At 72.3% G+C, this 13,310-nt stretch carries 14 protein-coding genes and 1 pseudogene; 7 read left to right on the forward strand and 8 right to left on the reverse strand.

Translation table 11 applies throughout. The features are described 5' to 3' along the window. Positions 1-200: pseudogene (locus ACZ4D5_RS34250) on the forward strand (ABC transporter); the annotation flags it as partial. After that, complete coding sequence (locus ACZ4D5_RS34255) at positions 197-982, forward strand: ABC transporter permease (protein WP_467776387.1); 786 nt, start codon at positions 197-199, stop codon at positions 980-982. The pseudogene ACZ4D5_RS34250 and the gene ACZ4D5_RS34255, both read left to right, overlap by 4 nt. A gap of 79 nt (positions 983-1,061) precedes the next feature. Here the strand turns inward: ACZ4D5_RS34255 and ACZ4D5_RS34260 are convergent, their stop codons facing one another. The 4 genes from ACZ4D5_RS34260 to ACZ4D5_RS34275 are packed head-to-tail and all read right to left on the reverse strand — an operon-like array spanning position 1,062 to position 4,559. After that, complete coding sequence (locus tag ACZ4D5_RS34260; RefSeq protein ID WP_467776388.1) at positions 1,062-2,303, reverse strand: ABC transporter permease; 1,242 nt, start codon at positions 2,301-2,303, stop codon at positions 1,062-1,064. Continuing rightward, positions 2,303-3,010, reverse strand: a complete 708-nt coding sequence (locus ACZ4D5_RS34265) for an ABC transporter ATP-binding protein (protein ID WP_467776389.1) — start codon at positions 3,008-3,010, stop codon at positions 2,303-2,305. Before ACZ4D5_RS34265 ends, ACZ4D5_RS34260 begins: the two co-directional genes overlap by 1 nt. Next, positions 3,007-4,077, reverse strand: coding sequence for a peptidoglycan-binding protein (locus tag ACZ4D5_RS34270; RefSeq protein ID WP_467776390.1), 1,071 nt, complete (start codon positions 4,075-4,077; stop codon positions 3,007-3,009). Before ACZ4D5_RS34270 ends, ACZ4D5_RS34265 begins: the two co-directional genes overlap by 4 nt. Further along, positions 4,074-4,559, reverse strand: coding sequence for a hypothetical protein (locus ACZ4D5_RS34275; RefSeq protein WP_467776391.1), 486 nt, complete (start codon positions 4,557-4,559; stop codon positions 4,074-4,076). The genes ACZ4D5_RS34270 and ACZ4D5_RS34275 overlap by 4 nt, the downstream gene beginning before the upstream one ends. Before the next feature lie 123 nt (positions 4,560-4,682). On the opposite strand from ACZ4D5_RS34275, the gene ACZ4D5_RS34280 reads away from it, so the two are divergent. Further along, the gene (locus ACZ4D5_RS34280; RefSeq protein WP_467776392.1) at positions 4,683-5,351 is read left to right on the forward strand and encodes a response regulator transcription factor; all 669 of its coding nucleotides are present in this window, start codon (positions 4,683-4,685) and stop codon (positions 5,349-5,351) included. After that, on the forward strand, positions 5,348-6,550 hold the full coding sequence (locus ACZ4D5_RS34285; protein ID WP_467776393.1) for a sensor histidine kinase: 1,203 nt from the start codon (positions 5,348-5,350) through the stop codon (positions 6,548-6,550). The genes ACZ4D5_RS34280 and ACZ4D5_RS34285 overlap by 4 nt, the downstream gene beginning before the upstream one ends. On the opposite strand, the gene ACZ4D5_RS34290 is transcribed toward ACZ4D5_RS34285, so the two are convergent. After that, positions 6,547-7,320, reverse strand: coding sequence for an SIS domain-containing protein (locus tag ACZ4D5_RS34290; RefSeq protein ID WP_467776394.1), 774 nt, complete (start codon positions 7,318-7,320; stop codon positions 6,547-6,549). The genes ACZ4D5_RS34285 and ACZ4D5_RS34290 overlap by 4 nt on opposite strands. A gap of 159 nt (positions 7,321-7,479) precedes the next feature. Here ACZ4D5_RS34290 and ACZ4D5_RS34295 point away from each other — a divergent pair, with 159 nt between their 5' ends. After that, a complete protein-coding gene (locus ACZ4D5_RS34295) occupies positions 7,480-8,172 on the forward strand; it encodes a metal-dependent transcriptional regulator (protein ID WP_055702402.1) in 693 nt (230 codons plus the stop codon). A gap of 535 nt (positions 8,173-8,707) precedes the next feature. Beyond that, complete coding sequence (locus tag ACZ4D5_RS34300; RefSeq protein WP_362340959.1) at positions 8,708-9,571, forward strand: alpha/beta fold hydrolase; 864 nt, start codon at positions 8,708-8,710, stop codon at positions 9,569-9,571. Positions 9,572-9,661: 90 nt separating this feature from the next. On the opposite strand, the gene pdxH is transcribed toward ACZ4D5_RS34300, so the two are convergent. Continuing rightward, positions 9,662-10,378 carry a pyridoxamine 5'-phosphate oxidase gene (pdxH, locus tag ACZ4D5_RS34305; protein ID WP_467776636.1) on the reverse strand — a complete coding sequence of 239 codons (717 nt, stop codon included), beginning with the start codon at positions 10,376-10,378 and terminating at the stop codon, positions 9,662-9,664. Between the two features lie 310 nt (positions 10,379-10,688). On the opposite strand from pdxH, the gene ACZ4D5_RS34310 reads away from it, so the two are divergent. Continuing rightward, a complete protein-coding gene (locus ACZ4D5_RS34310) occupies positions 10,689-11,789 on the forward strand; it encodes a citrate synthase 2 (RefSeq protein ID WP_467776395.1) in 1,101 nt (366 codons plus the stop codon). Positions 11,790-11,985: 196 nt separating this feature from the next. On the opposite strand, the gene ACZ4D5_RS34315 is transcribed toward ACZ4D5_RS34310, so the two are convergent. Together ACZ4D5_RS34315 and ACZ4D5_RS34320 are read right to left on the reverse strand one after the other, a co-directional pair. Beyond that, a complete protein-coding gene (locus ACZ4D5_RS34315) occupies positions 11,986-12,579 on the reverse strand; it encodes a TetR/AcrR family transcriptional regulator (protein ID WP_467776396.1) in 594 nt (197 codons plus the stop codon). After that, positions 12,567-13,301: an enoyl-CoA hydratase family protein gene (locus ACZ4D5_RS34320; protein ID WP_467776397.1), complete on the reverse strand. Its 735-nt coding sequence runs from the start codon at positions 13,299-13,301 to the stop codon at positions 12,567-12,569. The genes ACZ4D5_RS34315 and ACZ4D5_RS34320 overlap by 13 nt, the downstream gene beginning before the upstream one ends. Positions 13,302-13,310 lie beyond the last annotated feature (9 nt).

The raw sequence follows: 13,310 nt of genomic DNA on the forward strand, positions 1-13,310 counted from the left end.
ACCACGCCACGCCCGACGACGAGGCCCTGACCCTGCAGCTCCCCAGCGACGGCAGCCAACGCGAACTGCGCGCCGTACTCGACCGGTTGGACACCGCCGGCATCGAGGCCGACGAACTGACCGTGCACACCCCCGACCTCGACGACGTCTTCTTCGCCCTGACCAGCGGTACCGACAAGGCCGAGGAGGCCGTCCGATGAGCTCCGTCGCCCTTGCCCTGCGCGACTCCTCCACCATGCTGCGCCGCAACCTCCTGCACATCAGGCGCTATCCGTCGCTCACCCTGAACCTGCTGCTCACGCCGGTCATGCTGCTCCTGCTCTTCGTCTACATCTTCGGCGACGTGATGAGCGCGGGCATCGGCGGCGCGGACCGCTCCGACTACATCGCGTACATCGTCCCCGGCATCCTGATGATGACCGTCGGCGGCACCGTGATCGGGGCCGCGGTGTCCGTCGCGACCGACATGAACGAGGGCATCATCGCCCGCTTCCGCACCATGGCCGTCCACCGCGGGTCCGTGCTCGTCGGACACGTCGTCGGCAGCGTGCTGCAGTGCGTCGTCAGCGTGGTCCTCGTCGGCGCCGTCGCCCTGGCCATCGGCTTCCGCGCCACCGACGCCACGGCCCTGGAGTGGCTGGCCGCGTTCGGACTGCTCGTGCTCTTCTCCCTCGCGCTCACCTGGATCGCCGTCGGGATGGGCATGGCGAGCCCGAACGCCGAGGCCGCGGCGAACAGCGCGCAGCCGCTGATCCTCCTGCCGCTGATCTCCAGCGCCTTCATCCCGGCCCACACGATGCCGGGCTGGTTCCGGCCGATCGCCGAGTACCAGCCGTTCACCCCGGCCATCGAGACCCTGCGCGGCCTGCTGCTCGGCGGCGGGATCGGCAACAACGGATGGCTCGCGGTCGCCTGGTGCGTCGGGCTCGCGGTCCTCGGCTACTTCTGGTCGGCCGCGAAGTTCAACGGCGACCCGAAGTAGCCGGCATGACGGCCCCACCCGAAGGCGGCGCACCCCGACCCCCACGTCGGAGTACGCCGCCTCGCTCGTCCGCGGTGTGTCACACCGCGTGCAGCGCCAAGGTCGGCGAGAGCCGCGCCGCCCGCACCGCCGGGTAGAGCCCGGCCACCGTGCCGATCGCCAGCGTCGCGCCGAAGCCGCCTGCCATCGCCCAGGGCGGCACCACCCACGGCAGCCCGCCCGACGCGGCGTACGCGGCCGTCGCCGCGGCGCCGAGCGCGACGCCCGCGAGCCCGCCGAGGCCCGACAGCATCAGGGACTCCGTCACGAACTGCACGCGGATCTGCCCCCGGGTCGCGCCGAGCGAGCGCCGCAGACCGATCTCGTACCGCCGTTCAAGGACGGAGATGATCATGGTGTTGGCGACGCCGACCCCGCCCACGAGCAGCGCGATCCCGCCGAGGCCGAGGAGCAGCGTGGAGAACGCGCCCTCCGTCGCCGCCTTCGCCTGGAGCGCCGACGACGGGTCGGTGACCTGGACGTTGCGCGGGCTCTCCGGGTCGATCGACGGGGCGAGCAGCTTGCGGACGTCCTGCACGGAGGCGTCGGTGGAGCGCTCGTACACCGACGTCGGACGGCCGTCGAAGCCGAGCAGCTTCTTCGAGGCGTCCCAGCCGGTCAGCGCCGACCGCTCGATGTCGGGCGCCAGCGGCAGGGCGTCGAGGATGCCGATGACCGTGAAGTACCGGTCGTCGATCCAGACCTGCTGCCCCGGCGAGGTGATGCCGAGCCGCTCGGCCGCGACGTGTCCGAGGACCACCGACGGGTAGCGGCTGTTCGCCGCGTTGAACCAGCTGCCGTGCGCCGTCCTGCCGCGCAGCACCTTCAGCAGGCCCTCGGTGGACGCCTTCACGGAGATGCCGCCGGTCTCGTCCTCGGGGATCTTCTCGCTGCGCCGCACGGAGCGTTCGAGGTCGCCGGTCGCGCCGACGTCCTCGACGCCGTCCATCCGCGCGACCCGGCCCACGGCGTCGCGCGGCAGGGTGACCTTCTCGCCGGAGAACATCGCCTCGCCCGGCGCGGCGACCAGCATGTTCGTGCCCAACGCGTCGAGTTCGCGCATGAGTTGGGCCTTGCTGGAGGACGAGATGCCCACCACCGCGACCATGGTCGCGATGCCGATGGCGATGCCGAGCGCGGACAGGACGACCCGCACGGGGCGGCTGCGCAGACCGGCGGAGCCGACGTGCAGGACGTCACGGGGGCCGAGCCGCGCGGCCTTCAGCTTCGTACGTCTCGTACGCCTCGTACGCCCCTCGGGCTCCGTACGTTTCCCGGGCATCAGGCGGCGACCTCCGCGGGCCGCGTGTCCGCGACGACCCGTCCGTCCCTGATCCGCACCTGCCGCGGCAGCCGCTCGGCGATCTCCGTGTCATGGGTGATGACGGCGATGGTCGCGCCCTCCGCGTTGAGGTCGTGGAGCAGGGTCATGACGGCCTCGCCGGACTCGGAGTCGAGCGCGCCGGTGGGCTCGTCGGCGAGGAGCAGGTCGGGTTCGCCGACGACCGCGCGGGCGATGGCGACGCGCTGCTTCTGGCCGCCGGACAGCTCGTGGGGGCGGTGCCTCATGCGGTCGGCGAGGCCGACGCGCTCCAGGGCGTACGCGGCCCTGCGGCGGCGCTCCGCGCGGGAGAGCCCGGAGTAGAGCAGCCCCTCGGCGACGTTGTCGCGGGCGCTGATGCCGGGGACGAGGTGGAACGCCTGGAAGACGAAGCCGATGTGCCGGGCGCGCAGCGCGGAGAGGCTGCGGTCGGCGAGCGTCGCGACGTCGTGCCCGGCGATGGCGACGGTGCCCGCGGTGGGGCGGTCGAGGGTGCCGACGATGTGCAGGAGGGTGGACTTGCCGGACCCCGAAGGGCCGACGATGGCGAGGAGTTCGCCGGCGGTGACGGTCAGGTCGACGCCGCGCAGGGCGGCGACGCCGCCGGGGTACTCCTTGGTGACGCCCGCCAACTCGACGACGGCGGACGGGGACTGGTCCTCGCTCATACCTTCGGCACCCCCACCTTCACGCCCTCCCGCAGCCCGCCGCCGGTGACCTCGACGCGGCCCTGGCCGAACATGCCGAGCTCGACCTTCACCTCGCGAGTGCGGCCGCCCTCGACGACCTGGACGCCGAAGCCGCCGCCGGGCAGCGCGAGAAGCGCGTTGACGGGTACGGAGAGGACGTCCTTCCGGGTCTCGCCGGTGAGGTTCACCGTGACCGGCGACTGGTCGAAGCCCTCGACCTCGCCGGGGTGGTCGAAGGTGACGGTGACGGGGATCTTGGGGGTCTTGTCGGAGGGGTCGTCGCCGGGCTTGGCGGTCTTCCCGACGGCCGCGACCTTGCCGTCGACCGTCGTGCCGTCGGGGAGGGTGACGGTCACCTTGGTGCCCTTCTTCGCCAACTTGCCCTCGGACACGTCGAGTCGGACGCGCACGACCCGTTCGGATCCGGTCGTCGAGAGCACCGGCTTGCCGGGGGCGACCTGGTCGCCGACCGTGGACTCGCCGGACTTCACGCGGACCGCGGCCGGCTGGAAGGAGATCTGGTCGGGCCCGACGCGGCCGGTCTGCTCGCGGTCGTGGGCCTTCTGCCACCGCTTGACGGCGGCGGCCGTGCCGTCGGTGTACGTGTCGTCGACGGCGAGCCCTGCGCCGTGGCCGAGCGCGACGAGGTTCTCCTCCAACTGCCGTACGTCGTTGCCCTTGTCGCCCGGCTTCAGCGTGCGGTACATGGGCTCGGTGCCGTACATGAGGCGGACCGGGGCGCCGTTGACCTCGTAAAGGCGCCCGTCCCGCCCGACGGTGGAGCCGGATTCGGCGCACCACGTGAGCGTGCCCGCCGTGCCCGCGTTGACCTTGCGCTCCTTGGCGTAGCCGAGGGTGCCGTCGACCTGGGTGCTGCTGCTGAGGTCGCCGCGCTCGACGGGCGAGGTGGCGGGCGGCAGGCCCGCGCCCCGGTGGGCGGAGTCCTGCTCGCCGCCGGCGTCGGCGAGGGCGGTGACGGCGATGCCGCCGCCGGTGATCGCGAGCAGGGCCACGACGGTGGCGACGACAGCGGTGCGGCGCCTCATTCGACGATGCCCTTGCACGCCTTGGCGGCCTTCTCCATCTTCTTGGCCTCGGCCCCCTTCGGCATCGGCATGGCCTCGACCGAGCCGCCGCCGAACTTCGGGTCGGGCATGTTGTAGCCGTTCTTGCGCATGCACTGGGCGTACTTGAGCATCTTGTCCTTGTCGGCCTGGGAGATGCCGCCGCCCTTGGAGCCGCCGCCCATGCCGCACTCCTTCATGGCCTTCTCCATCTTCTCCTTGCTCATGTCGCCGCCGATGGTGAGGCCGCGGCTGTCCTCGCCTGACTTGGGCTCGGGCACGTCGAGGCCGTTCCTGCGCAGGCACTCGCGCTGCTTGAAGGCCTTGTCGGCCTCGGCGCCCTTGCCGCCGTCGGCACTGTCGGACGTGTCGCTCTCGCCGGAACCGCCGGAGCAGGCACCGGCGAACAGGGCGAGGGCGGCGAATCCTGACGCGAGAGCCGCTGAGCGCTTGCGAGTCCTCATCGAGTGGCTTCCCTTCACATGGGGCGGGGCTGACGGCCACAGGCTGGCGGGAAGCGGCATTTCGTTTCTCTCAACGGAGACGCTTACACCGGCGAAAGGTCACTCTCCGGTACACAGGGCGGCATGCGCGTACTGCTGGTGGAGGACGAGGAATTCCTGGCCGAGATGATCGCCGACGGGCTGCGGCGCGACGCGCTGGCCGTCGACGTCGCGGCCGACGGCCTGACCGCGCTGCGCAAACTCCAGCTCGGGGAGTACGACGTCATGATCCTCGACCGCGACCTGCCGGGCGTGCACGGCGACGAGGTGTGCCGCCGCGTCGTCGAGCAGCGCCTGCTGACCCGGGTCCTGATGCTGACGGCGGCGGGCACGGTGCGTGACCGGGTCGCGGGTCTGGGCCTGGGCGCGGACGACTATCTGACCAAGCCGTTCGCGTACGACGAACTGCTCGCCCGCGTCCTCGCGCTCGGCCGCCGGGCGCGCCCCGCGCTGCCCCCGGTCATCGAGCGCGCGGGCCTCGTCCTGGACACCGCGCGCCGCCAGGCGAGCCGGGACGGCCGCCATCTGGCGCTGTCCCGCAAGGAGTTCGCGGTCCTTGAGGCGCTCCTTCGGGCGGACGGCGCGGTGGTCAGCGGCGAGGACCTGATCGAGCAGGTCTGGGAGGAGGACACCAGCTACCGCACGAACGCGGTCCGCGTCACCCTCTCCAAGCTGCGCGCGAAGCTGGGCGAGCCGCAGGTGGTGGAGACGGTGCCGGGCGCCGGGTACCGGATCGTGGGGCGCTCGCTGTGAGGGCGGGGACGACCGGCGAGCGCGGCCGGCTCACCGCCCTGTACGGCGGGCTGCTCGTGCTGGCCGGTGCGCTCCTGACGGGCGTCGTGTACCTGCTCGTGCAGCAGGGTCTGTACGGGTCGATCAGCTCGGCGGTCACCACGGCGGTGCCCCGCGACCCCGTCCCGCCCTGGGCGCCCGCGCCGCTGCCGATGTCCTCCGTCACGCCTGCCCGGCGGGCGGAGCCGCTGCCCGTGGACATCGAGCAGGGCCTCGCGGTGACGAAGATCAGCGACCTCGCGGGAGAGGCCGCCCTGAACCGCCTCCTGACCGTCTCCGCGATCGTGTTCGCCGCGTACGCCGTCCTGTCGATCGCCCTGGCCTGGTGGATGGCGGGGCGCGTGCTCCGCCCGGTCGCCGTGATCACCGGGACCGCGCGCCGGCTCTCCGGGGCCAATCTGCACGAGCGGATCGCGCTCGACGCCCCGCCGGGCGAGCTGAAGGAACTCGCCGACACCTTCGACGAGATGCTGGACCGGATAGAGCAACTGGTCGGCGCGCAGCAGCGGTTCGCGGCCAACGCGGCGCACGAGCTGCGCACCCCGCTGGCCGTGCAGCGGGCGGCGGCGGAGATCGGTCTGGCCGGTGAGCCGGACCCCGAGCGCGTGGCGAGGATCCGTACGAAGCTGATCGCGGTCGCGGACGACAGCGAGCACCTCATCGAGGGGCTGCTGCTGCTCGCCGCGTCCGAGCAGGGCCTGGACCGGCGCGAGCCCGTCGCGGTGGACGTCCTCGCGCACGCCGTCGCGGACGGTCTGGCCGAGGAGGCCGCCGCGCGGGACGTCACCGTGTCCGTGCGGGCCGATCCGCTGACGGTGGAGGGCGACGGCGTGCTCCTGGACCGTCTCGTGCACAACCTGGTGGCGAACGCGGTGCGCCACAACCGGCCGGGCGGGCGGGTCGGCGTGACGACCTCGGCGGCCGGGATCGAGGTCACCAACACCGGCCCCGAGATCCCCGCCGACACGGTCCCGCTCCTGTTCGAACCGTTCCGCCGGCTGCACGAACGCACCCACGCGCGCGGGGAGGGCGCGGGCCTTGGCCTCTCCATCGTGGCGGCCATCGCGCGGGCGCACGGCGCGGAGGCGGCGGCGGAGGCGAACGGGGAGGGCGGGGGGCTGACGGTGCGGGTGCGGTTTCCGCGTCCCGCGCAGACCTAGTGCCGGTAGAAGATCCGGTCCCCGTACTCCTGGAACACCCGCCCGTTCCAGTCGTGCCCGCCGTCCACGTTCCCCGAACGGAGCAGCGGCGGCTGGATGCCGCGGCCCGCGAGGTCCTCGACGGCGGCGGCCGTCATGGCCTGCATGAGGGCGTTGGTGACGACACTGGAGGCCGGTCCGAACGGCGCCTCGACCCCGTCGAGGGTCAGCTCCGCGTCGCCGACGCCGATCTTGGAGTCGACCACCACGTCGCAGTGGTCCTTGAGGAAGGTCCCCGAGACGTGCCGCGACTTCGTCTCCGTCGCGTACGCCACCGAGGTCACGCCGATGACCTTCAGCCCCAGGGCGCGGGCGTTCATGGCCATCTCCACCGGCAGCGAGTTCCGCCCGGAGAGCGAGATGATCACGAGTACGTCGCCGGGGCGGGCCGGCGAGGAGTCCAGGACGGCGCCCGCGAGCCCGTCGACCCGCTCCAGGGCGGAGCCGAGCGTGGCGGGCATCACGTCCACGCCGACCACGCCGGGCACGGCCAGGAGGTTGATCAGGGCGAGGCCGCCCGCGCGGTAGACGACGTCCTGCGCGGCGAGCGAGGAGTGCCCGGCGCCGAAGGCGAAGAGGCGGCCGCCGGACGCGACCGCGTCGGCGAGCAGACCGCCCGCCGCGGCGACGTTCCCCGCCTCCTCGTCGCGGACCCTCTGGAGCAGACCGATCGCGGCGTCGAGATACTGACCCGCCAGCTTGCTCTCACCGCTCTGGTTGCTCTCGCTCATCGAGCTCATTCGCATCACGTTGCGGTCTGGACCACGGCCCTGTCAACACGGTCGCAGGCCGGTACTGGGCGGGAATTCCACCGGCGCGGCACGGTTGTCAGTGGTATGCGTCAGAATTGAGGGCAGGGCCAGCGCACGAGCGAATTCTGAGGGGCACCCATGTCGGGGCTGATTGACACCACTGAGATGTATTTGCGCACCATCCTCGAGCTCGAGGAGGAAGGTGTGGTCCCCATGCGCGCCCGGATCGCCGAGCGGCTCGACCAGAGCGGACCGACGGTGAGCCAGACCGTGGCGCGCATGGAGCGCGACGGCCTGGTGGCGGTCGCCAGCGACCGCCACCTGGAGCTCACCGAGGAGGGCCGCCGCCTGGCCACCCGTGTGATGCGCAAGCACCGCCTGGCGGAGTGCCTGCTCGTCGACGTGATCGGGCTCGAGTGGGAGCAGGTGCACGCCGAGGCGTGCCGCTGGGAGCACGTGATGAGCGAGGCCGTGGAGCGTCGCGTCCTGGAGCTCCTGCGCCACCCCACCGAGTCGCCGTACGGCAACCCGATCCCGGGCCTGGAGGAGCTGGGCGAGAAGGACGGCGCGGACCCGTTCCTGGACGAGGGCATGGTCTCCCTGACCGAGCTCGACCCGGGCGCCGAGGGCAAGACGGTCGTCGTGCGCCGCATCGGGGAGCCGATCCAGACGGACGCCCAGTTGATGTACACGCTGCGGCGGGCCGGCGTGCAGCCGGGCTCCGTGGTGAGCGTGACGGAGTCGGCGGGCGGCGTGCTCGTGGGCAGCAGCGGCGAGGCCGCCGAGCTCACGGCGGAGGTCGCGTCGCACGTCTTCGTCGCCAAGCGCTGAGGCCACGCGCGGGTCTTGGTCAACTTCCGCTTCCCTGGCGGAAGTTGACCAGATATTCAGTGTGCGGAATCGCAGCGCGGGAGCGTTTTGCGTGCGAGGCTGTCGCGAGAGGCATATGACCTGAGGGCTCTTGACCGTGTCGGCACCGGGTCTGGCCGCACGGCCGGAGAGGGGGCAGGAGGATGCGCCCGACTGGTGAGCGCGAACGTCCGGGCGGACGCCTGCGCGCGCCCCGCGAGCAGGCCGGAAAAGGCGAGGGCCCCGGCGCCCTCGAGCGCCGGGGCCTGTCCTCCCCTGTGCTGACCTGGAGCCCCGAGCTCTCAAGGTCATTCCCCTCGGACCGGTTTCCCCGAGCGGCCCGCCTCCCGATGAAGATCTCCCCTCGGCTGCGCCGGTCAATCCTTGAGCATGGTCACCCGAACGAGGGGTGTTATCGGCGATCCGGCCGCTTTCGAAAAGAGGTTCGATAGCGTGCTGGGTGTGGGGCAGGACCAGTCGTGGATCCCGAGCTGAATCCAGGGGGGTGCCAGGAATCATGGTGCGGCGCATCGACGTGACGGGCGCGGGTGGCGTACGCCTCGCCGCCTGGGAGTACGCCGACCCTCCCAAGCTCAGGGAGGCCGAGAGGTCACCTGGCGGGGTGCTGTTACTGCACGGCCTGATGGGCCGCGCATCGCACTGGGCGGGCACCGCCCGCTGGCTCTCCGAACGGCACCGCGCGGTCGCCCTCGACCAGCGCGGCCACGGCAGGAGCGAGAAGCCCCCCGAGGGCCCCTACACCCGCGAGGCGTACGTGGACGACGCCGAGGCCGCCCTCGTCCAGCTCGACCTCGCGCCCGCCGTCCTCATCGGCCACTCCATGGGCGCGCTCACCGCCTGGCAGCTCGCCGCGCGCCGCCCCGACCTCGTCCGGGGCCTGATCATCTGCGACATGCGGGCCTCCGCGCTCGGCGCCGCCTCGCAGCGCGAGTGGGAGGACTGGTTCAAGTCCTGGCCCGTGCCGTTCGCGACCCTCGCCGACGTCCGCAAGTGGTTCGGCGAGGACGACCCCTGGGTGGAGCGCCCCAACCCCGCGCGCGGCGCGTTCTTCGCCGAGGTGATGGCCGAGAGCCCGGACGGCTGGCGGCCCGTCTTCGACCGCGCCCAGATGCTCAGGTCCCGCGAGACGTGGGTGCACGACGCGCACTGGGAGGAGCTGGTCCAGGTCCGCTGTCCCGCGCTCGTCGTCCGCGGCCAGGACGGCGAGCTGGGCCGGGCCGAGTCCCAGGAGATGGTCCGCGTGCTGCCCCGCGGGGAGTACGCGGAGGTGGCCGACGCCGGCCACCTCGTGCACTACGACCAGCCGAGCGCGTGGCGCGCCGCGATCGAACCGTTCCTGGACGGGGTGCTGACGGGGTAGGGCGCGCCGTCTGTCGTGCCCTTCGGCCTACTCGTCCTCGATCTCCCCCAAGCTCTGAAGGAGCAGGGGGACCCCCTCGACCGGCTCAACCTATGGGCTGAGGCGTTCCAGTCGCCACCCCTGTCCGCCTTCCGTCCGCACGTACCTCAGACGGTCGTGCAGGCGGTTCGTCCTGCCCTGCCAGAACTCCACGGACTGCGGGCTCACCCGGAAGCCGCCCCAGTGCGGCGGCACCGGCACCTGCTCGCCCTCGGGGTAGCGGGCCGCCAACTCGGCGTACGCGCGGTCCAGTTCGGCCCGTGACGTGAGGACGGACGACTGGGCGCTGGCCCAGGCGCCGAGGCGGGAGCCGTGCGGGCGGGTGCGGAAGTAGGCGACGGTCTCCTCGCGCCCGACGCGCGCCGCGGTGCCGGAGACGATCACCTGGCGGGCCATGGGATGCCAGGGGAAGAGCAGCGAGACGTACGGATTGGCGGACAGCTCACGGGCCTTGCGGGACTCGTAGTTGGTGAAGAAGACGAAGCCCCGCTCGTCGAAGCCCTTCAGGAGAACCGTGCGGGAGCTGGGCCGGCCCTCGGCGTCCGCGGTGGAGACCACCATGGCGTTCGGCTCGTGGACGGACTCGCTGTCGCGTGCCGCCTCCTTGAACCAGAGCGCGAACTGGTCCATGGGCCCCGCGGCGAACTCGGCCTCGTCGAGCCCCGCCGTGGCGTACTGCTCACGCATGGCGGCCGGCTCCGGCAGGGAGTCCGGAAGGGGTTCGTGGCGGGGCGCACTGGAGTCGGTCACGCGGTCATCTTGCCGTATACGAAGGGGCGCTCGGCGGGGCGTACGTCACCTCGGAGAGGTGACGTGTGGCACTGAGTGCCGCATTCCATCGCCAAAGGTGGCACCAAGGGATATCGTCCTGCTGCCTGATCGGTTGGGTGACCACCAGCCTCACGGGGCATCACCGGGGTGACCGATCCGGACCGCGAGTCGCCGGGTTCGCCGGACATTTGGCGTACTCGACCGTGGAACCGGACCGTAACCGCCCATTTTTGACACATGGTCATGAGCTGATCGCAACCCCCTCTCTCGAAACCATCATGTCGAACCCATCACGAGGAGCCGCCTGATGTCCGACTTCGTACCTGGACTTGAAGGAGTCGTCGCGTTCGAGACGGAGATCGCCGAACCGGACAAGGAAGGCGGCGCGCTCCGCTACCGCGGCGTCGACATCGAGGACCTGGTCGGCCACGTCTCCTTCGGGAACGTGTGGGGCCTGCTCGTCGACGGCGCCTTCAACCCCGGTCTGCCGCCCGCCGAGCCCTTCCCGATCCCGGTGCACTCCGGCGACATCCGCGTCGACGTCCAGTCCGCGCTCGCGATGCTCGCGCCCGTCTGGGGCCTGCGGCCGCTGCTCGACATCAGCGAGGAGCAGGCCCGCGAGGACCTGGCGCGCGCCGCCGTCATGGCCCTCTCCTACGTCGCCCAGTCGGCCCGCGGGCAGGGCCTGCCGATGGTGCCGCAGCGGGAGATCGACAAGGCCGAGACGGTCGTCGAGCGGTTCATGAAGCGGTGGCGCGGGGAGCCCGACCCCAAGCACGTCCAGGCCGTCGACGCGTACTGGACGTCGGCCGCCGAGCACGGCATGAACGCCTCCACGTTCACGGCGCGGGTCATCGCGTCGACGGGCGCGGACGTGGCGGCGGCGCTGTCCGGCGCCGTGGGCGCCATGTCCGGCCCGCTCCACGGCGGCGCGCCCTCCCGGGTCCTCGGCATGATCGAGGAGATCGAGCGCACGGGGGACGCGGTCGCGTACGTGAAGCAGGCCCTGGACAAGGGCGAGCGGCTGATGGGCTTCGGGCACCGGGTGTACCGGGCCGAGGACCCGCGGGCGCGGGTGCTTCGCCGTACCGCCCGTGAGCTGGGCGCGCCCCGCTTCGAGGTCGCGGAGGCGTTGGAGAAGGCGGCGCTGGACGAGCTGCACGCGCGGCGTCCCGACCGGGTCCTCGCCACCAACGTGGAGTTCTGGGCGGCGATCGTCCTCGACTTCGCGGAGGTCCCGGCGCACATGTTCACGTCGATGTTCACGTGTGCGAGGACGGCCGGGTGGTCGGCGCACATTCTCGAACAGAAGCGGACGGGGCGGCTCGTCCGTCCCTCGGCGCGCTACATCGGGCCGGGCAGCCGCTCTCCGCAGGCGGTCGAAGGGTTCGACGAGATCGCCCGCTGAGGTCTGCCTCCGGCGGTCCTCCCCCCGGCCCCGCCCCTTCCCGAAACCGGGGCTCCGCCCCAGACCCCGCTCCTCGAACGCCGGAGGGGCTGAATGATCAGCCCGTCCGGCGTTCGAGGACGAGCGCGGAGCGCGATCGACCGAGCCACGGGCGGCGGAGCCGCGAACCTCGGGAAGGGGCGGGGTCGGGGAAGGCTCAGGCTTGTAGCGCCTCCTCCACCAGCCTCGTCCACTGCGCCACCACCCGCTCCCGCCGAACCCCGTCATCCGTCAGCAGATTCGCCAGGCCAAGACCCCGCGCCATGTCCAGCAGGCCCTGGATCGTCTCGCGGACACCCGGCCGCGACTCGTCCGCGCCGAGCAGCTCCACCGCGATGCGATGCGTCTCGCGGCCCACGCGGGATTCCAGCTCCGTCACGCGCGAGCCCAGCGCGGGCTCGTTCGACGCCGCCACCCACAGGTGAAGCGCCGCGCGGAACAGCGGCCCCGTGTAGAGGTCGACGAGGGCAGCGACCACCGAGGCGCGGTCCTGGGCCGGCAGGGCGCGCAACGCCGTGGAGCGCTGTTCGGCCACGTACTCCACGGCGGCGGTGAAGAGGTCCTCCCGGGTGGGGAAGTGGTGCTGCGCCGCGCCCCGCGAGACGCCCGCCCGCTCGGCGACCACCGAGACCGTGGAACCCGCCCAGCCGTGCTCGGCGAGGCAGGACACCGCCGCCTCCAGGAGCTTCTGGCGCGTGGCACGGCTGCGGTCCTGCTTGGGCGCGCGGTCGGCGGCGGTCACAGCACCCATGGGCGCTCCCGTCGTTCGAGGAACGCCGCCATTCCCTCGCGGGCCTCGGCGGAGCCGAAGAGCCGCGCGGACAGGGAGATCAGGGCGTCCGAGTGGTCGTCGAATGCGTCGAGCACCCTAGCCGTGAGCAGCTTCTTCGTCTCGGCCAGGGCCTGCGGCGCCGCCGCGCGAAGCCCGTCCAGGATCGGTTCGAGCCCGGCGTCGACGTCGGCCGCGTACGCCGTGACCAGACCGATCCGCGCCGCCTGAGCGCCGTCGAAGCGCTCCCCGGTCAGGAAGTAGCGGGACGCCGCGCTCGGGTCCAGGCGGGGCAGGAGCGGCATGGAGATCACGGCGGGGGCCACACCGATGTGGACCTCCGTGAACGCGAAGGAGGCGTCCGGCCCCGCCACCGCCATGTCGCAGGCGCCGAGCAGCCCGAGGCCGCCCGCCCGCACATGGCCGTCCACCCGCGCGACCACGGGTTTGGGCAGCGCCACGAGCTGACGCAGGAGCCCCACGAAGTCGTGCGGGTCCGGCGGCGCCTTCAGGTCCGCGCCCGAGCAGAACGCCGTCCCGGTGTGGGTGAGCAGGACGGCGCGGGTCTCGGGGTCCTTGCCGAGGTCGTCGAGCGCCTCGGCGAGCGCGCGCACCAGGTCCGCCGAGATCGCGTTGCGCCGCTCGGGGCTCGCCAGGGTGACGGTGGTGATGCCGCGCGCGGAGGAGGAGACGGAGAGAGTCATGGACGGCTC

The organism is Streptomyces sp. NPDC025651, assembly GCF_055558735.1.